Genomic DNA, 24830 nt, shown 5'->3' with positions numbered 1-24830 from the left:
GCGGTGGCTATTCGGCGAGGACGACGCGGAGCCGGAGGAGGTCGAAGTTCGCACGGCCGTACATCTGCCTTTTGATCGCTTTCAATCGACAAACGTTGCCCTCTACTGCGCCGCTGCTGTAGGGCAGGGTGAGGCCGTTGCGGACGGCGTCGTAGTCCTTGAACAGGCCGGCGGCGAAGCCGGCCAGCTGCGCGACGCCGCTTTCCTTGGCCTGGGCGATCCAGGTGTCCAGGTGCTGGCCCTGACGTTGGCGCAGCATCCCGGCGAAGTCGCTGACCAGCCGGTCGACGGTGCGCAGGCTGTCACACCGCTCAAGGATCCGGGTCAGGCCGCACTGCTCATCTTCGGTGCGATCGCCGGCGGGCCGGATGATCCAGCCGGTCACTTGCCTGGGTTTCGGCGCGACCGCGGTCACGGCGGTCGGTTTGATTGTGCCGTCGCGCCAGGTCTGCAGCAGTCGGCGCACCGTGCGGGCGCTGCCGCGGTAGCCGCGTTCGCGCAGTTCGGTGGTCAGCCGGACCGCGTTGGTGCAGCCCTGCTCCCCACCGGGAGACGAGGTAGGCGGTGTGCTCGTCGAGGTCACGGGGTCGTGGGACGGTCTCGGTGAGCAGCTCGTCCGCGGTCGCCGCGCGTAGGTAGCGGCGTATCGTCTTGCCGTCGAGGTTCAACGCGCGGCTGATCGCGGTGGTGCCGATGCCGGTGGTGTGCAGGGCATGGATCTCGGCGTGCCGTTGCCGGGTCACCTCGGCCCGGCGGCCCGGCTCACCCTCGGTGGACGGGCGCGGCTGCGCGACGGCGTCGGCCTCGGGTCGGTCCTTGAGGCAGGCACGGTGGGCACGAACGACCCGGTCGACCGCCTGGGTGAGGTTCTGCAGCAGGTGGAAACGGTCGGCGACCTGGATCGCGTCCGGCGCACCGAGCCGGGCACCCTCGGCATAGCCGCTGGCCCTATCACGACAAATCACCTGAGCACCCGGGTGTGCGCGCAGCCAGTCGGCGAACGTGTCGGCGTGGCGGTCCGGGCAGCAGGTCGACGGGTCGACCGGTGTGCATGTCGACGATGACGGTGCCGTAGGTGTTGCCCTTACGGAACGCGAAATCGTCGACCCCGACCACCGCGATAGTGCCGGGATCCGGCACTGGCAGCGCCCGGGCCAGCCGCAACATGGTCGTGCGGGACACCTCCACGGCCAGCAGACGGGTCATCCGCGCGCCCGGCCGGCCACCCAACGCCAAGGCGATCTTCTCCAGGACACCGCGCAGCAGCGGAGTGCGGCGAGCATACGGTGTGGTCAGCTCCGGCACCTGTTCGGCGAAGGTCTGCCGTTCACAGACGGTGTTGTCGCAGAAGAACCTGCGGACACGTACGCGTAGCAGCGTCGGCCGGCCACCGATCGCCGGGTCGGCCAGGACACGCTGGTAGCGGCTGTGCACCCGCACCGACCTCGACTCACAGGCCGGGCACCCTGCGTCAGCAGCCGAAACGTCAGCTTCCAGCCAAACCGACCGTCCCTCGGCACGCACGTGCCGGATCCGCAGGGCCGCGAGATGGGGCAGCAACCCTCCCAAGCTATGATCATCACACCATGAACATGATCGTCCATAGTGGATCACACCCGGCGGCCGGGGTCGAGCCGATCCCGGCTTTCACCAACTTCGTGCCAGAGCCCGAAGTCGGCGACCGTTGACGGCTCTTCGAAATTTAGCGGGGTTGAGGTGTCCGCGGTGGCGGCGGGTGGTGGCGGTGCGGGTGCGGAGGCGTTGGTTCTTGGGGTTTCGGAAGCCGTAGGCGTCGCGGGAGACGGTCTTGATCACGCGGTTGGTTCCTTCGGAGCCGGCGTTGGTGATCCCGGTGGTCAGGAACGCGAGGATCTGCGGCCACCAGGTCTCGATCGTGGTGGCGAGGCGGTGCAGTTCGGGCAGGTCGGAGGCGGCGCAGCGGGTGTAGAAGCGGTGTAACAGCCGGTGGACGTGTTCGCGGTCGGGCTGGGTGTGGGCGGTCGCGAGCAGGTCGAGTAGGTCTTCTTTGGCGTTCCACGCGGTGAGGATCGGGGCGCCGATCGCCGCGGGTAGGGCGTCGAGGGTGTCGACGAGGCGGTCGACGTGCTTGCCGGGCATGCGGGCGGCGGAGCGGGTCAGCCGTTTGCGCATCCGCCATTCGGGGTCGGTGCCGCGGCCGCGGCGCCCGCGCTGAGTCAGGGTGCTCCGGCGGCGGACTTCGGCGACGGCCCGGTTGGCCAGCTGCACGATGTGGAAGTGGTCGACGACCAGCAGCGCGTGCGGCAGGACCTGCCGGATTGCGGCCTTGAACACCGTGCACATGTCGATCGCCACCGCCCGGATCTGGTCACGCCAGGCCTGCGGACGAGCCGCGAGCCAGCCGGTGACCGCAGCGGTGGTGCGGCCTTCGACCTGGGCGAGCAGCCCCTGTCCGTCCGACAGGTCACAGAAGCCGACGTGCCACCGATCCGCGGTGGTGGTCCAGGAGTTGGCCTCCTCGTCCCAGGTCCAGCGTGGCTTGCCGCGGCGGACCTCGTCGATGCCGAGTACGGTGACCGGCTCGGGCTCGGCTGGCAGCACCCTGCTCGCGTGGGCGGTGAACGCGTCGGCGACGACCGGCCACGAGATGCCCATGTCACGGGCGGCCTGCACGATCGTGCGTCCGGCGTCGGCCACCGCCGCCCCTGCCGCCGCACGCAGCCGGTGAGTCAGTCGGGACCGGGCCGGGACCTGGGCAACCTGCTCGGTGAACGACTTGCGCGGACAGGCCCGGGTCGGGCAGTACCAGCGTCGTTTGCGCCAGCGCAGCCGCACCGGCCGGCCACCGACCGGCAGGTCCCGCGGCCGAGTCGTGGTCCACTGCTTCACCCGGACCGCCCGCCGCCCGCACTGCGGACAGCATCGGGCCTGCTCACAACCAGTGGACAGGTCCACCACCGGGACGCCCTCGACGTCCACCTCGACCCGTTCGACCACCAGACCGTCCAGCCCCAGCAGCCGGGTCGTATCGTTGACCATGCTCGCAGCTCTTCACTTGTGACCATCCGACTCAGACACCCAGATGATCACCGATGAGCTGCGAGCCCTTCACACTCGGGCCGACTCCAGCCGCGAACCCCGCTCAAGTTCGAAGAGCCGGTATGCGGACCTTCTCGTTGCGGGTGAGATGAAGCTGTCAGACGCCATCGATATGTTCGCGGAGGCCAATATTCGCCGGAGGATGCGCATGGTAAAGACGGCGCGCATCCTCGATTCCATGCTGACTAAGCCAGAATTCGTTCCCGAAGTGGTCAGGGTTGAACGATGGCGAGATGGGCAGCACAGGAACTATTGGAAGCCGGTGTATCAGACCCTAGCTGAAGCGGTAGGGCTGCGGGCGTCAGCTTCCTTTTTTCAGGACTTCACCGAATACGCCGCAACGCTCGCGGATGGATTCGCTCGTTCCGCATACTTGGAGGAAGAGGTCGGAGGGGATGGCCGAATCGATTCCGCCAGCGTTTATGGCCAAAAGTTCAGCCAGGCTCTTAAGGCATACATTCGTGACGCAACCCAGGATAGTGGCCTCTGACGGCCTACCTCTGCTGGCTGGCAAGCAGGGGTAGATCACCCAGACCTTGGCCGCCGCACCGTGGGCGGAAAGATCGAGCTTCCTGACGCCTGTCGACTTGTCTGCCAAGTGGCGTCTACCTGGGAGTCCCCACGTGGCAGACATGCCAACAACTTGGAGGTTGAGCGATGGCTCTGCGTGGCGGTACGAGATTCGCCGTGCGTTGTGAGGACGTCTTCCCGGCGGGGTGCGCCCTGGTCCCCGAGTCCCTGGGTGAGGTCGAGGACTACGACGAGAAGACCGGCCGGCGTAGCCCGGCGAAGGACAAGTTGACCGGTCAGCGGGTGTGGCAGGTGCGGGTGATGGACCTGGACCCGGAGCTTGGCAAGCGGTCCTGGGAGACGATGGTCAAGATCTCGGCTGACTACCAGCCGGTGCCGCCGACGGGTGCCCCGTTCGAGGCGGTGGAGTTCGACGGGATGACGGTCACGCCGTACGTGACCAACAACAACCGGATGGCGTACTCGCTGCGGGCGACCGGGATGCGTGCCCGGCGGGCGTGGCGAAGAAGGCGGCGGCATAACCGCTGAAGGTTGGGGGCGGGGCTGTCTGGTCTTGGCGGACGGCAGCCCCGCCCCCTTGGTGTCTCTTTCCCCTGCTCTGTCGAGAGAGGTAGTGACGTGTCCAAGCGTAGGCGTTCGGCTGCCCCGGCTTCGCCTCGGTGCGAGGTGTGTCAGTCCCGGTTCGACCCGGCCACCGGTGCCGACGGTCGGTGTGCCGGCTGCGTCGGGCAGCTCGTTCTTCCGTTTCCCCCGGTCCGGGATGCATCGGGCCGGTTCGTGTCGCTGCGGGGTGCACGATGACGCGCCGGCCTCGTGGCGAGGTAGTGATGGTGACCGCCGGGGATCTGATGGTGATCCGGCCGAAGCGGTTCGTCCTGGCGAAAGTACCGCTGTGACATACTAAGCACATGTCGAAACGCGCGGCGAAGTACAAGCGGATCTCACGCGACCGTGAAGGCCTGGCCCTCGGCGTGGAGCGCCAAGACGAAGACCTCGACGCGCTCGCCGACCGCCTCGACCTGGTTGTGGTCGCCGACTATTGCGACAACGACCTTGGCGCCTCCACACGCTCCCGCAAGCCACGGCCCGACTACCGGCGCATGCTCGCCGACGCTCGCGCCGGTCGCTTCGACGTCATCCTCGCGTACACATCCGGCCGTATCACCCGCCGGCCACGAGAGAACGAGGACCTGATCGAGCTGGCCGAGCAGCACGGCATCACCTTCGAATACATGCGATCGCCCAGCTTCGACCTCAACACGTCCGCCGGCCGCCGGATCGCCCGGATCCTTGCCGCGAACGACGCCGGGGAAGCCGAAGACATCGCCGAACGCGTCCAGCGGCAGAAGGACCAGGCCGCCGCCGCTGGCCTGTGGAAGGGCGGCCGGCGGCCGTACGGCTACGAAGATGACGGCATGACGGTCCGCGAGTCCGAAGCCGCAGTGATCGACACCGGCACTGATGCCGTGATCGCCGGAGGCAGCCTGCGCGGACTGGCCGCCGAGTGGAACCGCGGCGGCCTCGTCACGTCGACCGGGAAGCCATGGCGGCAGGACACCGTACGGAAAGTGCTGATCCGCCCACGCAACGCCGGCCTGATGGAGCATCGGGGTCAGGTCATCGGCCCGGCATCGTGGCCGGCAATCGTCGATGAGGACCGTTGGCGGGCATGCGTGGCGATCCTCGAAGACCCCGGACGCCGCACCCAATGGTCATCGGCTCGACGCTGGTTGCTGTCCGGGATTGCGCTGTGTGATGTCTGCGGCGCCCCGGTGCTGTGTACCCAGGTCGGCGGCTCGAGACTGAAACCCTCCTACACCTGCCGCAAGGGCCGGCACGTCGTGCGCAACGCCGCCGAGCTCGACGAGTACGTCGACGCCGTGGTGGTCGAGCGGCTGTCGAGAAAGGATGCCGCCGACCTACTCGTCCGCTCGAAGGCGGACGGGGGGAAGGTGAATGACGAGCTGCACGCGCTACGCAAGCGGCGCCGGAGCCTGTCCACCCTGCTCACCGAAGGTGTGTTGACGGAGGACGAGGTACGCCGCGACGCGAGGCGACTCGATGAGCGCATCGCGGAGCTGGATGCGGCCTCGGTGGCGTCTGGTGCCGATGGTGCGCTCGTCGCGATTCTTCTCGCTGATAACCCGGCCAGGGCGTATCTGGACGTCAAGGATCTCGACCGCCGCCGTGCGATCGTCGATGCGTTGATGACGATCAGAATCAAACGGGCCGGCAGGGGCAGGCCGAAGGGCTGGAAGTCCGGCCAGTCGTACTTTGATCCGAGAACGGTACAGATCATCCCGAAGTGATCATGTGTGGCTACTTTGCGGCGAGATAGCCCCGTTTGCAGCACGGCGCCGCCGCCTGATCTGGCACGCTCATGGTCTGCTCCGGGACCCGGGCATCTACCGCGAGTCTCCGGCGTCTCCCCGATGCCCCCTGACGTCCTGTCGGGCATCTTCTGGCACGGGAGTCACACGCTTTCGAGGTCTGCGCTCACCAGTACAGGATGGGTCGACACCGTACGTGAGCTGCGGCCGGAACACTGTCGATGCTCCGGTGAACCCCCGCGTACGGCCCCGAATGAGACCGCAACTGAGACCACTCCGGTCTCCGCCCTGGCGGTGGCCGCGATGCCGGCAGGGGCCTAGCCTGAGCTGTAGACGACGACGGCGAGGAGACCTGTGAAAACCGGAGGCATCTCAGGTGCCGGCTATCGCGAGATCGCTCAGACGCTGCGGGAGTCGATCCGCACCGGGGAGCTAGCGCCCGGAGCGGCATTGCCGCCCGAGTCGGAGGTATGCAGGCGCTGGTCTGTATCCAGAGTGACCGCACGTCGGGCACTGGCCGCGTTGGAGGCTGACGGGCTGATCGAATCGATTGCTGGCCGAGGCCGGTTCGTGAAGGCGGGGGATCAGGAACAGCCACGCGCCGCCAGTCGCGCCGAGTCGATTGCTGCGGAGATTCGAGAAGCCATCCAAAGCGGCCGACTAGCGGCCGGTATGCGAGTGGACAGCGAGGCGTCGCTGAGCACGCAATACGGGGTTGCGCGTGGCACCTCTCGTCAAGCGCTTCTAATCCTCGACAGAGGGGGTTTTACTGCCACTATCCCCGGTCGGGGCCGCTTCGTCGCCTCACCTCAGGGAGGTGACGAGACAAGGAGTCGAGCGGAAGAAATCGCGCGCTCCCTGCAAGAGGAAATTCGTAGCGGCAATCTGCCGGTCGGCGCTGAACTTCCAGGGGAGAAGACCATAGCCGAGCGCCATAGTGCGGCGCGTAGCACAGTGCGCCGCGCACTAGAAATCCTAGAGTCCAGTGGCTTAATCGCGAGACTACCGGGAAAGCCTCGCGTGGTTCTATCGAGCGACATCACCTCGGATGGGCAAATTGGCGACTAAGAAGGCATCCCAGCCGTTCAGCTCAACAGCAGCAACACTGGTTCTTAAGGAAGCCTGTTCCGTCGTCGGCGCTTCGTCGGTCAATGTGAGACTGATGAGGCTTGGAGAGAACGCAATCTTCTGCGTTGAGCATCCCTCTCTAGTCGTTCGAATTGCTCGCGGCAAGGAGCACTTGAAGGATGCAGAGAAAGAGGTTCGTGTCGCTCGCTGGCTAGAGCGTTGTGACGTGCCGGCCGTTCGCCTCTATCCGGCAGAGCAACCGCTTATGATAAACGACCATCCCGTGACGTTTTGGCTCAAAGTGGCCGACAGCGGCGAGAAGGCTTCCACCAGCGACCTCGGCTCAGCGCTTCGCTCCGTTCACAACTGCGAAATTGATGGTGCTGTCGCGCTTCCAAAACTCGACATTTTCGGCAGGGTTGGTGCCCGCCTGGATAAGGCCACGGACGTGCCGCCGGAAGCCGTCGATTTCCTCCGCTCTCGCTTAAGCGACCTGAGAACGGCGTACGCGGCACTCTCGTTTCCGAGCCCCTCCGTCGCGCTTCACGGAGACGCCCACGTCAAGAATCTGATTTGCACTCCCAACAAGGAGGCAATCCTGATTGACTTCGAGGCATTCTGTTTCGGACCGCCCGAGGTAGACCTGGCCGTGACGGCTACAGAGCACGAGGTCGGTTGGCACAGCCCGGCCGACTATGAGGCGTTCTGTGAGGCGTACGGGGCGGACGTACGGGAATGGAACGGCTTCCAGGTGCTTCGGGATATCAACCTGTTCAAAATGACGACCTGGCTAATGCAGAACGTAGGCGAAAGCAACCTACACGCTGAGGAATTCGACAGACGATTGACCAGCTTACGGCAGTCAGCCATAACATCGGGGTGGCAGCCCTTTTAGGGAGTTTAGCGCTGAGGCGCTAGTACCGCGTCGAAGGCGTCGAGCGCTCGCTTTGCCTCGGCGCTGCCGGCATGCGGCGTGAAGTCGGACCGGAGATCCCTTACGTATCGTAGATAGCGCTCCGACTTGAGCGCCCCGGCGAGCTGTATTGCCTCAAGCGCCACTTCAGCCGCTTTCCCCACGTCTGGCCTTGCTATGTGTAGACAGCTTGCCGCGTTCACGAGCCTGATGAAGGCATGAGTGCGAACGTAGGCAGGATCGGTTAGCTCTATAGCCTGCGTCACGAATTCCAGCGCCAGTCCGGGCGAGCGTAAATCTCGGAAGCAGTGAGCAGCCTCGCCTGCCATCTCGGCTTCATCAAAGTAGTAGATCCAGGGCGGATCGTCGCAGACAGCACGACGGTTGAACACGTTCTCCGCCTCACGTAGGACGCTTGCACAGCTACGGCCGTCACCAGCCCCGGCACGTGCTCGTGCTTCCATTGCAAGGAACATGGCTGAGACAGTGCCGCTCGCTGCACCTCGTGTGCCCTCTTGGGCGGCCCGCGCAAGTTGGGCCGCCTCCTGGTATTGCCCTAGATAGTTCGCTTGATGGCTCATGTTGGAGAGCAAACGGCCTCCCATAACGCGGTCACCGCCTGCCTGAGCAAGGCGAAGACCCTGAATTAGGTAGCGCTGCGCCAGGCCGTGTTGCCCGAGATCGTAGGCTGTCCAGCCGAGAAGCTGTGCCACCTCTGCCGCTGCCGAGAACAACTTGCGTCCAACTTCCTCGGAATAGCCGCCGTCGAGTAGTGGCAGCACGTCATGCCGGAAGTACTGGGCGAGAGCCGTTCTGGCGTGTCCGCCACCGAACTGGAAGTCAAGATTCATGAATAGTTTGATGGTCGAGCAAATGGCAGCCACCTCTGCCGTTCCTACTCGCAGACCCGTTGAATTGGTGGGCACAGGCTCGGGTCGAGACAGAAGCCACGCCATGAGTGGACCGGTCCATGCGGTTGAAACGGCTGCCGCCTTCTGTAGCTCAATAGAGCCGGCAATGTCGTGCTCAGCGGTGCTGGTCAGGCTGCGATAGGTGTCGGGCAGCGCGTCGGCATACCGCAGTGCATCGATTGATAGTCCGCCGTGCGACTGATAGTCAAAGCCGAGCGCGGAAGGCGTCAGCAGCGCCCCTACCGCGTCACTGAGTGCTTCGGCGATGAGAACGGCGGTCTGAGGACGAGGCTGTACACCGTCTAACCAACGGCGTACATCGACATGGGTGCAGCGGACCGCAACTCCCTTGGCCTCACCAAAGGCCCGGAGCCGGGCTGCGCAGCCCTTGTTGGACCAACCAGCTCGTCCGAGCGCCTGCGCAAGCAGCTCGTTCGGCACGCTACCTCCCCGATGGTCGAACGCACTCCGCAGTCAAGTGTGTACTGAGGCGCAAGGTCAAGGCCATGCCGAGGCAAGTGCTCCCCCAGTGAACCCCCCGGCCGCTCCAATGAACCCCCTTGATCTCCCTGTTGACCTGCGTCGATAGCGGCTTAGCTGGTTCTCAGCACCAAGCACGAGAGTTGCGACCTTCCAGACAGAGCACGGCGCAGTGCTTGACAGGTCGCATGTATACGTGTTCTATGGCACATAGAACACGTAGGCTACAGGCTGGTGGCTCCACAGCCGGCGGAGGTGGCTTCGGCTGCGCCGCTCGTGAATCTGCTGGACCGCCGTGGCGCATGGCTCCACTTGACAACTGCACAGAGGTCCGGGGCGCAGGGAGATCCGTCTCCCCGATTGGGTCCCGACGCACGCGACCTAGGGGTGGCTGCGGGTGTCGGCCGTGACATGTCCGGCCGCAAGACCTGTCCGCTCGCTTTGCCCAACCGAGGGTCGCCCGGTGTGCCAGTACGGCACGCCCTGATTACCACCCGGAGCGCGCCGACCTGGCGGCGCTCCGGCTGTTCGTCCGACCTGATTCGAGCTGGGGAGAGGTGAGCCGTCATGTCCGTGAGCATCGCCGCCGCCGTGCGGATTACGACCAAGAGCAACGCCGTGTGGCGCGACTGCAACGGGTGCGGCTCCCTCGCTCCCCTCGCTCCTGATGAGGACCGCTGCCGCTTGTGCCGGCAGCGGTCCACCGCCCGCCGCCGTCCGGCGTCGGGTGTCCGTCGTTCCGGGAGGAACCGCAAGTGAGCAGCTACGACCTGACCGACGCCGGCCCGGACGGGCCGAGCGTCGATGACCTGGCGGAGATCGAGCGGGAGATGCCGTTGATCGACGCCGAGGTGCTGTTGCTGGACGCGCAGATCGCGGTGCTGCGCAATGGGCTGACCGAGGTGACTCGTCAGCAGGTCCGCCGGGCGCGGCGTCGGGTGTTGCGGGAGGCCTGCGCGTTGCTGGCCGCCCGCGCCGTGTCGCGTGATGCCGTGCCGCGTCGTGACGCGGCCTGACCTCCTTGTTCCCTTCTTTTCTTTCTTGTGAGGTAGTGATGCGCAAGCTTCTTGGCTGGGTGGTGGCCGCTTTCGTGGTGTTCTACGCGGTCACCAACCCGACTGACACCGCCAACATGGTGCGGTCGGTCGTGGCCGGGATCGGCACGTTCGCCGCCACCCTCGCCGGGGGTGGCCAGTGACGGCCCCGAGCCTGCCTGATGTGCTGTTCACCGCCGCGGCGGTGATGGCCTGTGACGGTCTGCCGCTGCCGGCCAGGGTCGAGGCGTCCGACGCGTGGGGTCTGGAGCTGGACTTCGCCACGCACGCCGACCTGCGCCGCTGGGTGCGGTTCCTGTGTCTGTCGGACACGGACCGGCGCAGCCAGCCCTACCGCAGCGATGACGTGCCGAAGGTACTGACCAACGTGCACGGCGATTGGCGCGGCATCCGGCTGCGGCTGAGGTGCTGCGAGCCGACCGCCACCACGCCGACGGAATTCCTGCCCGCGGTGGCCGCCGTATGACCGCCACCCCGCGGGTGACCACACCGATGACCGTGGGAGGTGCCCGCTGTGGGCGTATTCGTTGACCGGCTGGTGAAGCGGACGGTGCTGATCTGCGCCGTGCTCGCCGCCCTGGCCGCCTACTCCAACCACACCACACACCCGTGTCGCCCCGACCAGAGCGGCGCGGCGGGCATGTGCGTGTCGACCGGGAGTACCCGGTGACCGCCGCCGGGTACGTCCTGTTGATCGTGGCTGGTGGCCCGCCGGCGATGCTCGTGCCCCTGCTGGTCGCCCGCCGGCTGGTCGAGCAGCACGCGGACGGCACGGCTACCGCCATCCGCCGCGCCACCCCCGCCGCTGACCATCCCACTTCCGGAATGGAGCTGGTTCGATGACCCGCAAGAACCGCCGCGCGATCCTGGCCGAACTGATCCTGCTGGCCAACCCGACCGGCATCGCCGTCCACTCGGATGGCACCTCCCTGACCGTCGACTTCGACAGCATCGCCGACCTGACGTCGTGGCTGCACCTGGCTGGACTCACCGACCCGGACCTGTTGACCGCCGAGCACGAGGGCACCAGCAGCGACGGCCGTCCGTACCGGTCGCAGGTCGCCTATCCGACCTGGCACGGCTGGGAGTTCTACGCCCACGCCCGCGAGTACACCGACACCGCGCCGCTCGATCCGGCCACCGCCGACCGACTGACCGCCCTGGCGGTGGCCTGATGACGGGCCGCACCTTCACCCACCCGTCCGTGGTGGCCGGCATCGCCGCCGGAGCATCGTGGGCGGACCCGGAGATGGACCCGACCCGCATCGACTGGGCCGCACGGCGGGCCGCCGCCGCGATCCCGTTCCCCCTGGTGGACGGCCGTCCGGTCAACCCGTACGCGCCGACCGGCGTCCGGTACGGGCGTAACGAGCTGGGCCACTGGGGCGAGGCCCTGGCCGCCGACGCGATCGTCACCGCGTGCGACCCGGACGGGTGGCGGTGGCTGCTGCTGATCGAGCGCGGCGACGGACACGGGTGGGCGCTGCCCGGCGGGCACGTCGACCCCGGCGAGAACCCCACCCACGCGGCGTTCCGGGAACTGGCCGAGGAAACCGGCCTGATCGCCACCCACACCGCCCCGTGGGCGAAGACGCTGCCGGCCCGCTACGTGCCCGACCCGCGCGCCTCCGATGAGGCGTGGATGGTCACCGTCCCCGTCCGCATCGACCTCGGTAGCCACGTCGGAGCGCTGCCCGACGTCACCGGCGCCGACGACGCCCGCCGCGCCGTGTGGGTGCCCGCAGTCGATTACGGCTGCGTCGTGCGGCACCTGGCCGACGCCTACCGCGGCAAGGTTTTCGCCGCCCACCGTGCCCTGCTCGCCGACATCCTCACCGACTGACCAGGAAGGACACCGACGATGTTTCGTCGCCCGCCGGAGGACCCGTCGATCCTGGCCGCCCGCGCGGCGGCCCAACGTGAGTCCGCCGCTGCCGAGGTGGAGCGCGCCCGGCTGATGGCGCAGCTCGACCGGGAGCAGCAGGAGGCCGCCGCCGAGCACGCCCGCCGCCAGGCTATCGCCGATGAGCAGGAGCGCCGCCGCCGCGACGCCGCTCGCCGCGTCGAGCGCGCCGAGCGTCGGGAGCGGCAGCGTAAGGCGCGGGCGGAGTTCGCCGCGAAGCTGCGCCCGGTGCTGCCGCTGCTGCTGATCAACGGGGGCGCGGCGTACGCGCAGGCCGCCTACGCCTACAACCAGATCGCCCCCGCCGACTGGAACACGACCTCTCGGGTGGCGTTCGCCATCGCGTTCGCCGCAGCGTTGGAGTCCATCGCCGTCTACGTGCAGTGGCACGCCCACGACGCCCTCCTGCTCAAGGCCCACGCCACCGCCGCCAGCCTGCGCCGCGCCGCGTGGGTGATCGCAGCGGTGGTCGCGGCCATCAACTACGCCCACTTCGCCGACGGCATCGCCCCCACAGCCGCAGCGGTGGCGTTCGCGCTGCTGTCGCTGTTGTCGCCGTGGCTGTGGGGACTGCACACCCGCCGCGCCCAACACGTGCAGCTCCTCGCTGAGGACGCGGACCTGATCGATGACGCCGGGGTGGAGTTCTCCCCTAAACGGCGGCGCATGTTCCCGATCCGTTCCCTGATGGCGGCCCGCTGGTCGATCGAGCACAACGAGCGGGACCCGCGTAAAGCATGGGACGGGTACCACACCGAACGCGCCGCCCGCACCGCCGCCCGGAAGGCCAACCAGGCGCAGAAGGTCACCACGCCGCCGGTCGACCCGACGCCGGACGAGATGCCGGCCGACCCGTGGGACCACGCTGAACCGGTCATCCCGACCCCGCACGTCCCGGCTCGTAAGCCGGTTCACCCGGCCCGGGTCACGGCCCGGTCGCTGACCGCCGCTGAGCGGGTCATCGACGCGCACACCACCGAACCGACCGCCAACCACGAACGCATCGCCCGGCTCGCGCAGGTCAGCGTGAGCACCGTCAAGCGCCACCGGCCCCGCCCTGTGACCGGTTCACCATCCGCGCCGGACGCTGCGGCGACGCCGGTCGCCGCCACCCCCGCCCCGATCGCCGCCTGAACCGGGAGGAACCGATGTTCGGCAAGAAGACCACCGTCCCGAACACGATCAGCGACCGGCAGATGACCGACCTGTCCCGCCGGGCGCAGAAGGCCAACCCGTCGTGGTTGAGCGACAAGGCCATCAAGCAGCGCAAGGCGTCCAACGCGCAGCAGCGCAAGGCCAGCCAGAGCTGACGACCTGCGTACGCCGCCCGGCCCGGACCCGCACCAGGCCGGGCGGTCAGCGGAGGCCGCCACCCCGGCGACCAGACGAAGGAGAACCCCCAGCTATGGCGAAGAAGGACCCGTACTACGTAGTCGCGACGGAGAACCACCCGGGCCGCACGTGCACGTGGGCCACGGATGCGCGCGACCTGAAAGACGCCGAGCGAATCAAGAACAGCGTGGAGAAAACGGGCGGGTACCCCAAGGGGTCGACCGCACGGATTGTGAAGCGCTGACGACCTGCGTACGCCGCCCGGCCAACTAACCCCCCGCCCGGCGGCACAGCCCAAACGGCCTCAGAAACCAGTGCTGTGCCGCCGGCCCTTCACGGACAGGAGTCCGATCCGAATGGCCAAGAATACCCGCCCCCCTGCCTGCACCTGCGCGAACACCGGCCGGTGCGGCTACTGCCCCAGCATCGCGGTGACCGCCACCCGAGAGGCCCGACTCCCCGCTGGCAGTCCCGGCCGTACCGCGGCTGACCGACTCGCCCGCCGCTGACCTGACCGCCTCCGTCCGGCACCAACCCCCGAGGGCTGGTGTCGGGTGGTGGCCGCCAGACCGTCTGGACGGCCGGAAGGGAGCGCCCGACATGGGCAAGAGCAAGGACGAGAAGAAGGCCGCGATCCAACGCCACCGTGACGCCCGCCGTGAGCTGGATCGGGTCAGTCGCAAAAGCCGGGACGTGACGCCGGAGTACCTGGCCGCCAACAGGCGGGTCATCGACGCGGAGAAGAACGTCCCGTGGTGGCGGCGCTGACCTGACCGCCTCCGCCCCCACCGGATCATCGTCGCCGGTCCGGTGGGGTGCGGTGGCCGCCAGACCCGCTGACGGCACAACCAAGGGAGAACCACCGTGGGACGCACCAACCGCGCATCCGGCAACGACCGCGTCGCCGTTCAGGCCGGGCAGGTCTTCGGCCGCCGTGACACCGGCAGCAAGACCCCGAAGGACACCAGCGACACGACACCGGGCCGGACCGAGAACATCCGTGCTGGCCGCGCCACGGTCGGCCGGCAGGCCGACGAGATCCGGGGCGGCCTGACCATCCGGTAACCCACCTGCCCTCACCCCCTACGAGAGGACCCCGCGTGTTCGGCACGAAACGCCAGTACAGCCACCAGATCAGCTCCGGGCGGGTGGAAGTGGTCGAGACGACCCTGCCGCGTCACCTGCGCGGATACGACGAGTACACCACCCAGACGATCACCGAAGGCCCCCTGACCCGCCTGTTGCGCCGCCGCCGCTAACTGGCCGCCTCCGTCCGGCACCGGGTTGCCCGGTGCCGGGTGGTGGCTGCCAGAGCGTCTGGCGGTTGGAAGGGAGCACCCGTCATGGGTCTGTTCAGCAAGAAACCCACCCCCACCCCCGCCCCGATCAACCGGGATGCGGTGCGCACCCTGCTCAAGCTCGGCATGGCCGAGACCGACGCCGCTGATCGTGACATCGACAGCCGCGAGTTCCGCGACGCCAAGACCACGTTCGAGCGGGCGTTCCGTTCCGCCGCGCCGGCTGACCAGGCCGCCGCCTACGACGCCCTCCGCCGACACGGCTACTGACCGCCCGCTGACCCGTCGCCCGCCCGGCGGCACGGCCCTGGCCTCGCAAACCGTGCCGTGCCGCCGGCCCCCACCCGATTCCATGACCGTTGGAGGAGCCCCCATCATGACGTCCCCGAATGAGGACCGTTTCGACTGGCAGGCCGCAGAGCAGGACCTCGGTGAGGTGGTCGACCTCGACGCCGCGCGGCAGCGGCGCGACAACTCGACCGGCGTTGCGCCCGCAGTGCAGGACAACCCGCCGCCCGCGCCCACCGGCCGGCCCGGGGACGCGGGGGAAGTGTTGGAAGGTGACATCGTGGCCGCGCAGGTCACCGACGCGCCGCCGGAGTTGAAGCAGTGGGCGTGGGCGGTGGGGTGGCGGCACAAGGCCCGCCGGCTGTGGACCTACAAGCGGCGCTACGTGTGGAACACGTTCGTGGTGCTCGGCGCGTGGTCGGTGCGCGCGTCCGGCTGGTGGTTCCGAGGCGTGGCCCGCTCGGTCACGGACTTCTTCGCGTTCGTTGATGACCGGCAGGGCCTGACGGTGGCCGATCAGACCGCCGGGGCCGTGGACGGCAAAGCCGACGTGGACGCGTGGTTGAAGGCCCGCGCGGAGCGGCACCGGGAGGTCAAGGACCGCCGGAAGGTGGTCCGCTCCCGCACACTCCTGCCACTGGCCGGGCTGGTCGTAGTGGTCGGGGTGCTGCTGTGGCTCGGCCGGGGTGAGGTGATCCGGGGCAACGCCGGCCGCGCCGCTGTGGCGGTGTGGGTGGGGTTGGGGTGCTGGCTGGTCTGGTACGGCCGCGCCCGCACCGCCCCGTTCTTCCCGCAGTTTCGGGAGCCGTCGCCGTATCCGCCGGTCACCAACGACACCGTGACCGGGGCGCTGCTGGCCACCGGCATCGGCCAGTTCCGCGAGGTGGTGAAGGCCGGACACTCCCCGGTCGATGTGATCTTCCGCGATGACAGCGCAGGCGGGAAGATCGCCGAAACCCATCCGATCCCGGGTGTGACCACGCAGATGGTGATGGCCAAAGCGATTGTCATCGCCGGTGGGTTGAAACGCCCGCCCGCGATGGTGCACCTCTCCCAGGCCCCCACCGGCGTCCCCGGGCATGTGGAGATCCTGGTGTTGGACATCGACCCGGGGCAGACCAAGCCGAAGCGGTTCGCCTACCTCGGCAAGCCGGTCAACGTGGGCGCTCCATGCACGATCGGCTACGACCCGCGTAACCGGCCGGTGCGGTGGCCGCTGCCCGGCGCGAACGGCATCACCACCGGCACCCCCGGCTCCGGGAAGACCGCCTACCTGATCGGGCTGGCGTGTCTGGGCTGCTCCGACGTGGACGGCGCCCAGGTCGCGATCTTCGATTTCAAGGGCATGGGCGACTACGCCGAACTGGAACCGGTCTGTTACGCCTACGGCGCGGACGCCGACCCGACCGAGACCGGCCGGATGCTGGTCGAGTTCCTCAACGCCACCACGCGGGAGGTCATCCGCCGCCGCCGGGTCCTGACCGACCTGAAGAAAGTCGGCTCCGAGCTGCTGGACAACAACGCCGCCGCGCTCACCGACCGGCTCGCCCGGTCGAAGAAACACACCATGCCGTGGATCCTGATCATCATCGATGAGATCCACGAGGGTCTCGCCGATCCGGTATACGGCAAAGAAATCGCCGCCCTGCTGACGAACCTGATGAAGATCGGCCGGGCCTGCGGCATCCACGTCGAGATCGCCTCGCAGCGCACCGACACCGACTCCATCCCAACCTCGATCAGTTCCCTGCCGATCGTGCGGGTCGCGTTCCACCAGAACGGACAGCCCGGTAACGACATGATCCTCGGCACCGGCGCCTACAAGCGCGGCGTCGACGCCACCGCGTTCCGGCGCGGCGCCGCCGGCAGCGCCGCCGACGACCGGGGATCCTGCTGGTACATCGGCTCCGAAGGCGGCGAACCCGTCCGCGTGCGCACCACCTTCGTCCTCCCCGACGTCAAACGGATCGTCACCACCGCCCTCGCAGGGCGAACCAAGGCCGGCACACTGATCGGCACGGCGGCCGGCATCGTCGAGCAGCCCGAAACCGCCCCCGCGTTCAGCGCGCTCGACGACGTGCGGGCGGTGTTCATCGGCGACGACATCGCCCTGCACGGCGACGTGATCTACACCCGCGTCAACACCCGCCACCCCGGCCGGTGGAAGTCCCAAGCCGCTCTGACGGCCGCCCTGAAGGCCGAAGCGCCCGGGTGGAAGTCACCCACCGTCGACGTCGGACAGCTCCGCCCAGCCGACGCCCCGGTCGACGCCGGGGTCGAGAAGACCCGTAAGGGCATCCGCCTTGCCCACCTCGAAACCGCGATCACCGAGCGTGACAACAAGAAGGGTCAGTAACACCCGACGGCCGAGTCGAAACCGGCCCGGCCGGCACCCCAACGATCAAGAACGGGCCGCTAGGCCTCGCGGCATCACCCGCGAGGCCTCGCGGGTCCGCTAGGCCCCACCCTCGCCCCCTAACCGCAACCCCACCAGCCGACTCGCACCCTCGCGGCCGGTAGGTGCCGCACACCCAAAAACCGCCCTGGAGGCCCTGGTGACCACCCCCACCCGCAACCCGCTATGGGCAATGTTCGCCCTGCTCGCCGCTCTGCTCTGGCTCACCGCCCGCACCACACCCGGACTAACATTGATCACCCTCGGTAGCCTCACGGGCTGGCTCGGACACCCGTGGTGGGGCCTCACGACCGCCGCCGCTGGCGCGCTCATCTACCGGGAACAGTGCTCCCGCACCCCCTACTCACCGTGCCTGCGATGCAAAGGCAGCGGCCACCACCACACCCGCCGCACCCGCCCGTGCCGCCCCTGCCGAGGCAGAGGCGTCCGCATCCGGTGGGGACGCGCCGTCATGAACACCTACCGCCGCGCCACCCACACCGCCCCCACCGCGCCCGCCGCCCGCCCGGCACGCCCCTTCACCCCGAACACCTACACCGACACGCTACGCGAGCCCGCCGACGACACCGACCGGCGCTACCACGGGTAGCACCGCCGCGTCGCCCTCGACCACCTGCGTGACCTTCACGACAAGGAGACCGATGACCACCGCCACGACCGCGACGGCGGCCCGCTTCACCAACGGCCAGCGCGCTGCCCTCATCGTCTGCGCCCCGATCCGCCTCGCCCCCGGCGTGCTGGCGCACAAGGCCGCGCACCACAGCATCGACGCAGAGGGCAACCCGCCGACCGGTGGGCGGTTGGTGTTCACCGCCGACCGGCGCTGGGTCATCGGCCCGGCCTGCCAACCCGCCCCCGCCCCCGACCCGGCCGACCCGCACGCCGGCCGTGGGTGGGCCGAGTACACCGCCGGGTGGGCCGACCACCTCGGCGCGTTGGCCTGCCCGGCGTGCTTCCCGCCCGAGGGTGTCTGATGACCGGCGGTTACGGCGACCGGCCGTCGCTGCGTGACGCGCGGTTGTCCGGCTTGGAGGTGTGGTTGATCGGCACGCCGGCCGAACTCGACGCCGCCGCCCGCGCCCTGGCCGCCGCCGGCCACATCGCGCAGCGCGGCCAGCGTCGGCCGCTGACCGGCGCCGACGCCGGCCTCGCCCGGCTCTACCTACGCCTGAACATCACCCCCGCCCGGCAGGCCGGACGGGCCACCCGGACGGCCAGTGGTGACGGCGGGGCCATGCTGCCGTTTCCCGACCGGCTGGCCGGGGGCGCGGCGTGAATCCTCTGATCGTTTGCCGGCGTGTCATGGCCTGCCGGCCTGCCTGCGTGTCGGCTGGCGCCGTGTCGTTGCCCCGAAACCTGCCGTTACCCGTTGCGGGACACAGGGTGACGGCGAGTCACACGCATGTGATTTGCTCTCTGTTCGAGCCGTACCTATGTGCGACAGGATGTCGATCATAAAAGGAAAGGGGATGGCCATGGCTGATCACAGTGCGATCGAGTGGACCGAGGCCACGTGGAACCCCACCACCGGATGCGACCGTATCTCCGCTGGTTGCGACAACTGCTACGCCCTGACGCTGGCCAAGCGTTTGAAGGCGATGGGCTCGGCGAAGTATCAAAACGACGGTGACCCCCGTACGTCCGGTCCCGGGTTCGCGGTGACCGTGCACCCAGACGCGGTGAGACTTCCGCTGCGGTGGCACCAGCCGCGGATGGTGTTCGTGAACTCGATGTCGGACCTGTTCCACGCCCGCGTGCCAACCTCGTTCATCCAGCAGGTCTTCGACGTGATGACGGCGACGCCGCAACACACCTACCAGATCCTGACCAAACGCGCTGCCCGTCTGGCCAAGGTCGCGCACCTGTTCGACTGGCCGGCGAACGTGTGGATGGGGGTCAGCGTGGAAGACGCCGACCAGCTTGCCCGTCTGGACTATCTGCGTCAGGTTCCCGCAGCGGTGCGGTTCGTCTCGGCCGAGCCCCTGCTCGGCCCGTTGCCGGGCATCGACCTGTCCGGGATGCATTGGGTGATCGTCGGAGGCGAGTCCGGGCAGTCCGCCCGGCCGATGTCGCCGACATGGGCACGCACTGTGCGAGATCGCTGCGTCGAGGGTGGTGTGCCGTTCTTCTTCAAGCAGTGGGGTGGCCGTACCCCGAAGGCCGGCGGGCGGACCCTCGACGGACGCACCTGGGACCAGATGCCGGCGCGAGACCTCGTGGCGGTAGCGGTGTGAGTCAGTAGCGACGGATCAGGGCATAGTGGAAGCGCTTGCCCTTTCCGTCGTTCGCGATGAGCCCCTGCCGGTGCAGGTCCTGCACGGCGGACCGCACGTGCGGAATCCACGCCGAACCGAGCGTGTCACCGTATACGTCGGTTACCCGGTCCGCGATGCGGAACGGGCCGACGGTCGTTGCCAGATGCAGAATGTTCGCGGCGATCGTGGCGATCCAGTCCCTATTGTTGGCCGACTCGGTGACATCGCCGCCCGGGGCCAGCATCTCCAAGTCGAACAGGGTCGGCTGGTCCGGTGAGATGCCGCGGTTCCACGCCGCGGCCGTGCACGCGCGACGCCAGTCAGCACCGGCCTTGCCTAACGCGTCAGCGAAGCACCATACCCCCTCGACGTGGCGGGTGAACAACGCCAGCACATACTTGGGTAGCAGATCCGGTCGGGGCCGTACCGGCATGCTCATCGACATGAAACCTGTCCCCGCGGCGATCATGTCGCGGTACTTGTCGGCGACCGTCAGCGCGGCCTGCGTCGCCTGATAATCATCGTGCTTGTCGGAGACGGTAGCGAAATGCTCCTGCCACCAGTCGCCACCGAGGAACCGGTTCAGGCGTTGCGCCGTGGCCAACGGCGATCCCGTCAACGGCTTACCGTCTGCGCGTGCGGTACGCAGTTGCCCTCCCATGCGGGCCACCGTCGACACGCTGATATGTAGCAACACCTCTGTTGGCGGTCGCTCGGGACGGCTCAGCAGACCGGACCGTATCAGGTTGAAATCCAACGCCGGCCCGAACGGGTCCAGGAACGCGAACAACGCGTCCTCTTTCACCAAATCCAGAATCTCCGGCAGGCAGTCATCCAAAGAACGGTGAAACAGCACCGGCTTCCTGACGCACTCAACCTCGCTGAGCACTTGGGACAAGTTCTCGAAATTCGCGTCATTCCGCTCAACGAAAATTCCGCGTACCGACCGGAAACTCTCGACCTGGCGGGCTGACTCGACCAACAGCAACGGCGAACCAGGTTCACCGTCGCCGTAGCGACCTTGCCCAGCGTAGCCGTCCAGGAACGTCACTCGATGGTCGCGCACGTTCATGCCCGCTTTCGCGGCGAACACCACGGGATACCGGGACAGAATGCCGTGCTTGAAAACCGCTGCCGCCTTCTTCGTGGCAAAAAAGTCATCGTTGCTCGACACCCGGCCTCCCCATACACCGAATCCCTGAGTAATCAAACGATAGCTATGAGTGTCCATCGTGGCTACCCCACAGGACCGGGCGAAGAAGACCGAACGATGCGTCCAACACCGCCAATCCGGCGACCACCTGCAACAACGTCTACCGCCACCGGCACCACAGCGGATAGCCCCGAACCCCTGACCGGCGCGCTTCGCGCGCTCACCACCTGGTGGCCAGCGCCCGTCCGGCGCTGGCCATCGCTCGCCGCTGCCTGGAAGGAATCTCATGCCTGAGGCTTCCGTGTTGCTGGCCGCCGCGCTCACCTGTGCGGCGCGCGGCTGGCACGTGTTCCCCCTACGCCCCGACCACCCGCACGCCGCCGAGGACGAGGCGAAACGACCGGCATTCCCGAACCGGTGCACCGCCGCCCGCTGCGACCGCACCGACCCCCGCTGCCGGGCGGCCGAGCGGCACGTCGGGTGGGAAGACCGCGCCACCACCGACCCGACCCGTATCCGGCGGGCGTGGACGCACCGGCCCTACGGTGTCGGCATCGCGTGCGGGCCGTCCGGGCTGCTGGTGGTCGACCTAGACGTGCCCAAGCATCCCGACGACACCCCGCCGGCCGAGTGGGCCGGCATGCGGGACGGCGTGGACGTGCTCGCCGCCCTGGCCGCCCGCCACGGCGGCACCGTTGATGCCACGTACACGCAGAGCACTGGGCGGGGCGGAAGCCACCTGTTCTACCGCCACCCCGACACCGGCCCCCGCCTGGGCAACACCGTAGGCGAGCGGGGCGGGCTCGGCTGGAAGGTCGACACCAAGTCACACGGCGGTTACGTCGTGGCCGCCGGCTCCACCATCAACGCCCGCCCCTACACCGTCGCCCTGGACTGCGACCCCTGCCCGCTGCCCGGATGGCTCGCGTCGCTGCTCACTCCGGCCGTACGGCCCGCCTACCGGCCCGCCGCGGTGGCGCTGCCGCCGGACCGGCACGGCCGATATGTCGCCGCCGCGATCCGCCGCCAAGTCGACCACCTCACCACCGCCCCCGAAGGAGAGCGGAACAACGTGCTGTTCATCAGCGCGGCGGTACTCGGTGAGCTGGTCGCTGGAGGCGTGCTCACCGAGGACGACGTGTCCGCCGCGTTGGAGCCGGCCGCCCTGTCGACCGGCCTGTCGGCGCGTGAGGTGGCCCGCACGATCGCCTCCGGCCTGCGTGCCGGCGCGCGACGGCCCCGCCACCTGAACGCCGCAGGGCGGGCCGCATGAGCGGGGCGTTGTTCCTGCTGGGCACCCATCAGCCCGGCTGGCTGGCACGGGCAGGTGTGCCGTTGTTCGTGTCCGACCGGCGGCTACGGGTGTACAAGACGCTGCCCCGCGCCGCGGCTGCGTGGGCGTGCGACTCCGGCGGGTTCACCGAGCTCCAGCAGTACGGCCGGTGGACCGTCACCCCCACCGACTACATCAACCGGCTACGCCGCTACCGCGACCAGATCGGCCGCCTGTTGTGGGCCGCCCCGCAGGACTGGATGTGCGAACCGATCGTCATCAACGGCGGCACCGCCGCCGGGCAGCGGTTCGCCGGGACCCACCTCACCGTCGCCGAGCATCAGCGGCGCACCGTCGCGAACTACGCGCAGCTGCGCGAGCGCGCCCCCGAGCTGCCCATCATCCCCGTCGTGCAAGGGTGGGAAGCCGACGACTACCTACGCTGCGTCGACCTGTACTGGACGATGCTGCGCGTCGACCTGACCACGATGCCGCTGGTCGGGCTCGGCTCCGTGTGCCGCCGACAAGGAACCCGCGCCGCCGCACCGATCCTGACCCGGCTGCACCAGCGCGGCGTGCGCCGGCTGCACGGCTTCGGGTTCAAAACCCTCGGCCTGGCCGAGTACGGCCACCTACTCACCTCCGCCGACTCCCTCGCTTGGTCCATCGACGCCCGCAAACTCCGCCGACCCGCCCTCACCGAATGCGTACGCGCCGCACGGCACCGCAACTGCGCCAACTGCCTGCCCTATGCCCTGCACTGGCGAACAGCCGTGCTCGCAGCTGCGGCCGGTCGACACCCGGCGCACCACCGAGAGGAGGCAGCGTGATCAAAAAGCTGCACATCGGCACCGGCCCCGAAACCATCCGCGTCCTCAAGCAGGAACTCGCGCAGGGCCTGCTGCCCGACACGTACGTCTCCGCCGGGGCGCTAGTGCACATGGAAGCCGTCTCCGGCGGGCTGGCCGCCGCCGCCGATGAGGACTCCCCGCTGCCGGTGTCGGCCAGCGTGATCACTCCGGCGGGACTGGCCGGGCTGCTCGCCGAGTACGCCCGGGTGTACCGCACCAGGACCCGCAAGAACGACCAGGGCAACCCGGAACCCTACGACGAGGAAACCACCCCCTCGCGCGAGGTGCTGTCGTCCGTGCTGGCGGGAAAGACATGGCCGGGCGTGCCGGTACTACGCGGCGTGATCGGCGCTCCCGTGCTCCGCCGAGACGGCACCCTGCTCCAACAGCCCGGCTACGACCCCGCGACCGGCTTCTACCTCGCCTCAAAAGTCGCGCTGCCACCCGTCCCGGACGCGCCCACCAGCGAGCAGGTAGCGGAGGCCCGCCGGTTCCTGCTCGGCCGGTTCCTGCGCGACTTCCCATGGGCCAGCGCCGCGGACCGGGCCAACTACATCGCCCTGCTGGCCACGCCGATCCTGCGGCACTTCACCCACTCCCTGACCCCGTTCGCGCTCATCGACGCCACCATGCCCTCATCCGGCAAATCCATCCTCACCGCCGGCCCCGGCATGCTCTACGGCCAACGCGTCATGCCCTGGGCCTACGCCGAAGAAGAACTCCGCAAATCAATCACCGCCGTGTTCGCCGAACAGGTCGGCGTGGTCATCTGGGACAACCTCGCCGAAGGAACCGTCATCGACTCACCCACCCTCGCCCTACTCGTCACCGCCGGCACCTGGTCCGACCGCCAGTTAGGCGCGTCCCGCAACATCGCCACCACCAACGACCGACTGTGGATGGCCACCGGCAACAACCTCCAAGTCGGAGGCGACATGGCCTCCCGCACCGTGCGCGTGCACCTCGACCCCGACATGCCCCGCCCCGAACTCCGCGACCAATCCGGGTTCGGCATCCCCCACCTCGACCAGTGGATCACCGCCCCCGCCAACCAACTCACCGTCCTGTGGCACCTGCTCGTGCTCGTACTCGACTGGACCCGCCAAGGAGCACCCCGCGTGACCGGGGTGACGATGCGGCAGTTCACCCCGTGGGCGCAATACCTCGGCGGGTTCCTCGCCCACCACGACATCGCCGGGTTCCTCACCAACGCCGCCGACGTCCGGGAAATCGATGAAGACGAAACGCGCTGGCGCGCGTTCCTCACCTGCTGGCACGACCGCCACGGCGACCGGCAGATGACCGCCGCCGAACTACGCCGCGACGCCGAACCCCTGCACCTCGGCAGCGACATCAACGACCCATGGAACGGCCAGTTCATCACCACCCAAGCCGGCCGCCTCCCCAACGCACTGCAACTCGGCCGCATGCTCACCGGACAAGCAGGCCGGTGGCGCGGCGATCACGTCCTGCGCGCCGGCAAAACCGAACGAGGCGACCGGGGCCTGTTCTGGGTCAAGCAGGACGACAGATAGAACCCGCTGAACCATCTCCGCATCTCCGCATCTCCGCACAAAACCCGGCCCACCAGCCCAAACACCCTGCGGAGATCCAACCCATAGAACCAAACCCATCTCCGCATCTCCGCACGATCATGCGGAGATCACCAGAGTTTGCGGAGATGGCCACCACCAC

The 24830-nt window shown here is 68.3% G+C and carries 32 protein-coding genes and 1 pseudogene; 27 read left to right on the top strand and 6 right to left on the bottom strand.

Going from position 1 to position 24830, the window contains the following annotated elements; all coding sequences use genetic code 11:
* Positions 1-7 precede the first annotated feature (7 nt).
* From QTQ03_RS11350 to QTQ03_RS11335, 4 genes are all read right to left on the bottom strand, one after another.
* On the bottom strand, positions 8-385 hold the full coding sequence (locus QTQ03_RS11350) for a transposase (RefSeq protein WP_289277083.1): 378 nt from the start codon (positions 383-385) through the stop codon (positions 8-10).
* Complete coding sequence (locus QTQ03_RS11345; RefSeq protein WP_289280699.1) at positions 339-989, bottom strand: transposase; 651 nt, start codon at positions 987-989, stop codon at positions 339-341. Before QTQ03_RS11345 ends, QTQ03_RS11350 begins: the two co-directional genes overlap by 47 nt.
* On the bottom strand, positions 952-1524 hold the full coding sequence (locus tag QTQ03_RS11340) for a transposase family protein (RefSeq protein ID WP_289280698.1): 573 nt from the start codon (positions 1522-1524) through the stop codon (positions 952-954). The genes QTQ03_RS11345 and QTQ03_RS11340 overlap by 38 nt, the downstream gene beginning before the upstream one ends.
* 123 nt (positions 1525-1647) lie before the next feature.
* Positions 1648-3018 (bottom strand): ISL3 family transposase, encoded by a 1371-nt coding sequence (locus QTQ03_RS11335; RefSeq protein ID WP_289277978.1) that lies wholly within the window; start codon positions 3016-3018, stop codon positions 1648-1650.
* A 43-nt stretch (positions 3019-3061) separates the two neighbouring features.
* On the opposite strand from QTQ03_RS11335, the gene QTQ03_RS11330 reads away from it, so the two are divergent.
* The 5 genes and pseudogenes from QTQ03_RS11330 (at position 3062) to QTQ03_RS11315 (ending at position 7902) form a co-directional block, all read left to right on the top strand.
* The gene (locus QTQ03_RS11330; protein ID WP_289277977.1) at positions 3062-3568 is read left to right on the top strand and encodes a hypothetical protein; all 507 of its coding nucleotides are present in this window, start codon (positions 3062-3064) and stop codon (positions 3566-3568) included.
* 167 nt (positions 3569-3735) lie between these two features.
* Positions 3736-4130, top strand: a pseudogene (locus QTQ03_RS11325) (transcriptional regulator).
* Between the two features lie 387 nt (positions 4131-4517).
* On the top strand, positions 4518-5918 hold the full coding sequence (locus QTQ03_RS11320; RefSeq protein WP_289277975.1) for a recombinase family protein: 1401 nt from the start codon (positions 4518-4520) through the stop codon (positions 5916-5918).
* Between the two features lie 375 nt (positions 5919-6293).
* Complete coding sequence (locus QTQ03_RS30325; RefSeq protein WP_353890586.1) at positions 6294-7007, top strand: GntR family transcriptional regulator; 714 nt, start codon at positions 6294-6296, stop codon at positions 7005-7007.
* A complete protein-coding gene (locus tag QTQ03_RS11315; RefSeq protein WP_289277974.1) occupies positions 6997-7902 on the top strand; it encodes a phosphotransferase family protein in 906 nt (301 codons plus the stop codon). The genes QTQ03_RS30325 and QTQ03_RS11315 overlap by 11 nt, the downstream gene beginning before the upstream one ends.
* Positions 7903-7907: 5 nt before the next feature.
* On the opposite strand, the gene QTQ03_RS11310 is transcribed toward QTQ03_RS11315, so the two are convergent.
* Positions 7908-9272 carry an NsdA family TPR-like regulatory protein gene (locus QTQ03_RS11310; protein WP_289277973.1) on the bottom strand — a complete coding sequence of 455 codons (1365 nt, stop codon included), beginning with the start codon at positions 9270-9272 and terminating at the stop codon, positions 7908-7910.
* A 794-nt stretch (positions 9273-10066) separates the two neighbouring features.
* Between QTQ03_RS11310 and QTQ03_RS11305 the strand changes: the two genes are divergently transcribed.
* The 19 genes from QTQ03_RS11305 to QTQ03_RS11215 all read left to right on the top strand — a co-directional run bounded on the left by QTQ03_RS11305 (position 10067) and on the right by QTQ03_RS11215 (position 19837).
* On the top strand, positions 10067-10327 hold the full coding sequence (locus QTQ03_RS11305; RefSeq protein ID WP_289277972.1) for a DUF6284 family protein: 261 nt from the start codon (positions 10067-10069) through the stop codon (positions 10325-10327).
* A 38-nt stretch (positions 10328-10365) separates the two neighbouring features.
* Positions 10366-10509: a hypothetical protein gene (locus QTQ03_RS11300; protein WP_289277971.1), complete on the top strand. Its 144-nt coding sequence runs from the start codon at positions 10366-10368 to the stop codon at positions 10507-10509.
* Entirely contained in the window at positions 10506-10832 is a 327-nt protein-coding gene (locus QTQ03_RS11295) for a hypothetical protein (protein ID WP_289277970.1), read from the top strand. The genes QTQ03_RS11300 and QTQ03_RS11295 overlap by 4 nt, the downstream gene beginning before the upstream one ends.
* 48 nt (positions 10833-10880) lie before the next feature.
* Entirely contained in the window at positions 10881-11036 is a 156-nt protein-coding gene (locus tag QTQ03_RS11290) for a hypothetical protein (protein WP_289277969.1), read from the top strand.
* Positions 11033-11209, top strand: a complete 177-nt coding sequence (locus QTQ03_RS11285; RefSeq protein ID WP_289277968.1) for a hypothetical protein — start codon at positions 11033-11035, stop codon at positions 11207-11209. Before QTQ03_RS11290 ends, QTQ03_RS11285 begins: the two co-directional genes overlap by 4 nt.
* A 23-nt stretch (positions 11210-11232) precedes the next feature.
* Positions 11233-11541: a hypothetical protein gene (locus tag QTQ03_RS11280; RefSeq protein WP_289280772.1), complete on the top strand. Its 309-nt coding sequence runs from the start codon at positions 11233-11235 to the stop codon at positions 11539-11541.
* Positions 11541-12209, top strand: coding sequence for an NUDIX domain-containing protein (locus QTQ03_RS11275; protein ID WP_289277967.1), 669 nt, complete (start codon positions 11541-11543; stop codon positions 12207-12209). The genes QTQ03_RS11280 and QTQ03_RS11275 overlap by 1 nt, the downstream gene beginning before the upstream one ends.
* A gap of 18 nt (positions 12210-12227) precedes the next feature.
* Positions 12228-13403: a hypothetical protein gene (locus QTQ03_RS11270; protein WP_289277966.1), complete on the top strand. Its 1176-nt coding sequence runs from the start codon at positions 12228-12230 to the stop codon at positions 13401-13403.
* Between the two features lie 14 nt (positions 13404-13417).
* Positions 13418-13579 (top strand): hypothetical protein, encoded by a 162-nt coding sequence (locus QTQ03_RS11265; protein ID WP_289277965.1) that lies wholly within the window; start codon positions 13418-13420, stop codon positions 13577-13579.
* A gap of 95 nt (positions 13580-13674) precedes the next feature.
* A complete protein-coding gene (locus tag QTQ03_RS11260) occupies positions 13675-13845 on the top strand; it encodes a hypothetical protein (RefSeq protein ID WP_289277964.1) in 171 nt (56 codons plus the stop codon).
* A 356-nt stretch (positions 13846-14201) separates the two neighbouring features.
* Entirely contained in the window at positions 14202-14369 is a 168-nt protein-coding gene (locus QTQ03_RS11255; protein ID WP_289277963.1) for a hypothetical protein, read from the top strand.
* Positions 14370-14465: 96 nt separating this feature from the next.
* Positions 14466-14666 (top strand): hypothetical protein, encoded by a 201-nt coding sequence (locus tag QTQ03_RS11250; RefSeq protein ID WP_289277962.1) that lies wholly within the window; start codon positions 14466-14468, stop codon positions 14664-14666.
* 35 nt (positions 14667-14701) lie between these two features.
* Complete coding sequence (locus tag QTQ03_RS11245) at positions 14702-14860, top strand: hypothetical protein (protein ID WP_289277961.1); 159 nt, start codon at positions 14702-14704, stop codon at positions 14858-14860.
* Between the two features lie 84 nt (positions 14861-14944).
* The gene (locus tag QTQ03_RS11240) at positions 14945-15169 is read left to right on the top strand and encodes a hypothetical protein (protein ID WP_289277960.1); all 225 of its coding nucleotides are present in this window, start codon (positions 14945-14947) and stop codon (positions 15167-15169) included.
* A gap of 106 nt (positions 15170-15275) precedes the next feature.
* Positions 15276-17543 (top strand): P-loop NTPase family protein, encoded by a 2268-nt coding sequence (locus QTQ03_RS11235; protein WP_289277959.1) that lies wholly within the window; start codon positions 15276-15278, stop codon positions 17541-17543.
* Positions 17544-17742: 199 nt separating this feature from the next.
* Positions 17743-18192 (top strand): hypothetical protein, encoded by a 450-nt coding sequence (locus tag QTQ03_RS11230; protein ID WP_289277958.1) that lies wholly within the window; start codon positions 17743-17745, stop codon positions 18190-18192.
* A 52-nt stretch (positions 18193-18244) separates the two neighbouring features.
* Entirely contained in the window at positions 18245-18577 is a 333-nt protein-coding gene (locus QTQ03_RS11225) for a hypothetical protein (protein WP_289277957.1), read from the top strand.
* Positions 18577-18879, top strand: a complete 303-nt coding sequence (locus QTQ03_RS11220) for a hypothetical protein (RefSeq protein WP_289277956.1) — start codon at positions 18577-18579, stop codon at positions 18877-18879. Before QTQ03_RS11225 ends, QTQ03_RS11220 begins: the two co-directional genes overlap by 1 nt.
* A gap of 193 nt (positions 18880-19072) precedes the next feature.
* Positions 19073-19837: a DUF5131 family protein gene (locus QTQ03_RS11215; RefSeq protein ID WP_289277955.1), complete on the top strand. Its 765-nt coding sequence runs from the start codon at positions 19073-19075 to the stop codon at positions 19835-19837.
* A 1-nt stretch (position 19838) separates the two neighbouring features.
* On the opposite strand, the gene tcmP is transcribed toward QTQ03_RS11215, so the two are convergent.
* Positions 19839-21032 carry a three-Cys-motif partner protein TcmP gene (tcmP, locus tag QTQ03_RS11210; protein ID WP_289277954.1) on the bottom strand — a complete coding sequence of 398 codons (1194 nt, stop codon included), beginning with the start codon at positions 21030-21032 and terminating at the stop codon, positions 19839-19841.
* Between the two features lie 265 nt (positions 21033-21297).
* Between tcmP and QTQ03_RS11205 the strand changes: the two genes are divergently transcribed.
* From QTQ03_RS11205 to QTQ03_RS11195, 3 genes are read left to right on the top strand one after another with little or no spacing between them, the layout of a single operon-like run.
* Entirely contained in the window at positions 21298-22284 is a 987-nt protein-coding gene (locus QTQ03_RS11205; protein WP_289277953.1) for a bifunctional DNA primase/polymerase, read from the top strand.
* Positions 22281-23114, top strand: a complete 834-nt coding sequence (locus QTQ03_RS11200) for a deazapurine DNA modification protein DpdA family protein (protein ID WP_289277952.1) — start codon at positions 22281-22283, stop codon at positions 23112-23114. Before QTQ03_RS11205 ends, QTQ03_RS11200 begins: the two co-directional genes overlap by 4 nt.
* Entirely contained in the window at positions 23111-24670 is a 1560-nt protein-coding gene (locus QTQ03_RS11195) for a hypothetical protein (RefSeq protein ID WP_289277951.1), read from the top strand. The genes QTQ03_RS11200 and QTQ03_RS11195 overlap by 4 nt, the downstream gene beginning before the upstream one ends.
* Positions 24671-24830 lie beyond the last annotated feature (160 nt).

Origin of the sequence: Micromonospora sp. WMMA1363 (assembly GCF_030345795.1) — a bacterium.
Classification (GTDB): Bacteria; Actinomycetota; Actinomycetes; order Mycobacteriales; family Micromonosporaceae; genus Micromonospora.
This window is presented reverse-complemented; position numbering and strand designations above follow the sequence as displayed.

What these genes read in the sequence shown, in the direction of transcription:
- QTQ03_RS11335 (WP_289277978.1), bottom strand. Translation starts at nt 3,018, where the DNA reads ATGGTCAACGATACGACCCGGCTGCTGGGGCTGGACGGTCTGGTGGTC.
- QTQ03_RS11330 (WP_289277977.1), top strand. Translation starts at nt 3,062, where the DNA reads ATGATCACCGATGAGCTGCGAGCCCTTCACACTCGGGCCGACTCCAGC.
- QTQ03_RS11320 (WP_289277975.1), top strand. Translation starts at nt 4,518, where the DNA reads ATGTCGAAACGCGCGGCGAAGTACAAGCGGATCTCACGCGACCGTGAA.
- QTQ03_RS11300 (WP_289277971.1), top strand. Translation starts at nt 10,366, where the DNA reads ATGCGCAAGCTTCTTGGCTGGGTGGTGGCCGCTTTCGTGGTGTTCTAC.
- QTQ03_RS11275 (WP_289277967.1), top strand. Translation starts at nt 11,541, where the DNA reads ATGACGGGCCGCACCTTCACCCACCCGTCCGTGGTGGCCGGCATCGCC.
- QTQ03_RS11270 (WP_289277966.1), top strand. Translation starts at nt 12,228, where the DNA reads ATGTTTCGTCGCCCGCCGGAGGACCCGTCGATCCTGGCCGCCCGCGCG.
- QTQ03_RS11265 (WP_289277965.1), top strand. Translation starts at nt 13,418, where the DNA reads ATGTTCGGCAAGAAGACCACCGTCCCGAACACGATCAGCGACCGGCAG.
- QTQ03_RS11260 (WP_289277964.1), top strand. Translation starts at nt 13,675, where the DNA reads ATGGCGAAGAAGGACCCGTACTACGTAGTCGCGACGGAGAACCACCCG.
- QTQ03_RS11255 (WP_289277963.1), top strand. Translation starts at nt 14,202, where the DNA reads ATGGGCAAGAGCAAGGACGAGAAGAAGGCCGCGATCCAACGCCACCGT.
- QTQ03_RS11240 (WP_289277960.1), top strand. Translation starts at nt 14,945, where the DNA reads ATGGGTCTGTTCAGCAAGAAACCCACCCCCACCCCCGCCCCGATCAAC.
- QTQ03_RS11235 (WP_289277959.1), top strand. Translation starts at nt 15,276, where the DNA reads ATGACGTCCCCGAATGAGGACCGTTTCGACTGGCAGGCCGCAGAGCAG.
- QTQ03_RS11225 (WP_289277957.1), top strand. Translation starts at nt 18,245, where the DNA reads ATGACCACCGCCACGACCGCGACGGCGGCCCGCTTCACCAACGGCCAG.
- QTQ03_RS11220 (WP_289277956.1), top strand. Translation starts at nt 18,577, where the DNA reads ATGACCGGCGGTTACGGCGACCGGCCGTCGCTGCGTGACGCGCGGTTG.
- QTQ03_RS11215 (WP_289277955.1), top strand. Translation starts at nt 19,073, where the DNA reads ATGGCCATGGCTGATCACAGTGCGATCGAGTGGACCGAGGCCACGTGG.
- QTQ03_RS11205 (WP_289277953.1), top strand. Translation starts at nt 21,298, where the DNA reads ATGCCTGAGGCTTCCGTGTTGCTGGCCGCCGCGCTCACCTGTGCGGCG.
- QTQ03_RS11200 (WP_289277952.1), top strand. Translation starts at nt 22,281, where the DNA reads ATGAGCGGGGCGTTGTTCCTGCTGGGCACCCATCAGCCCGGCTGGCTG.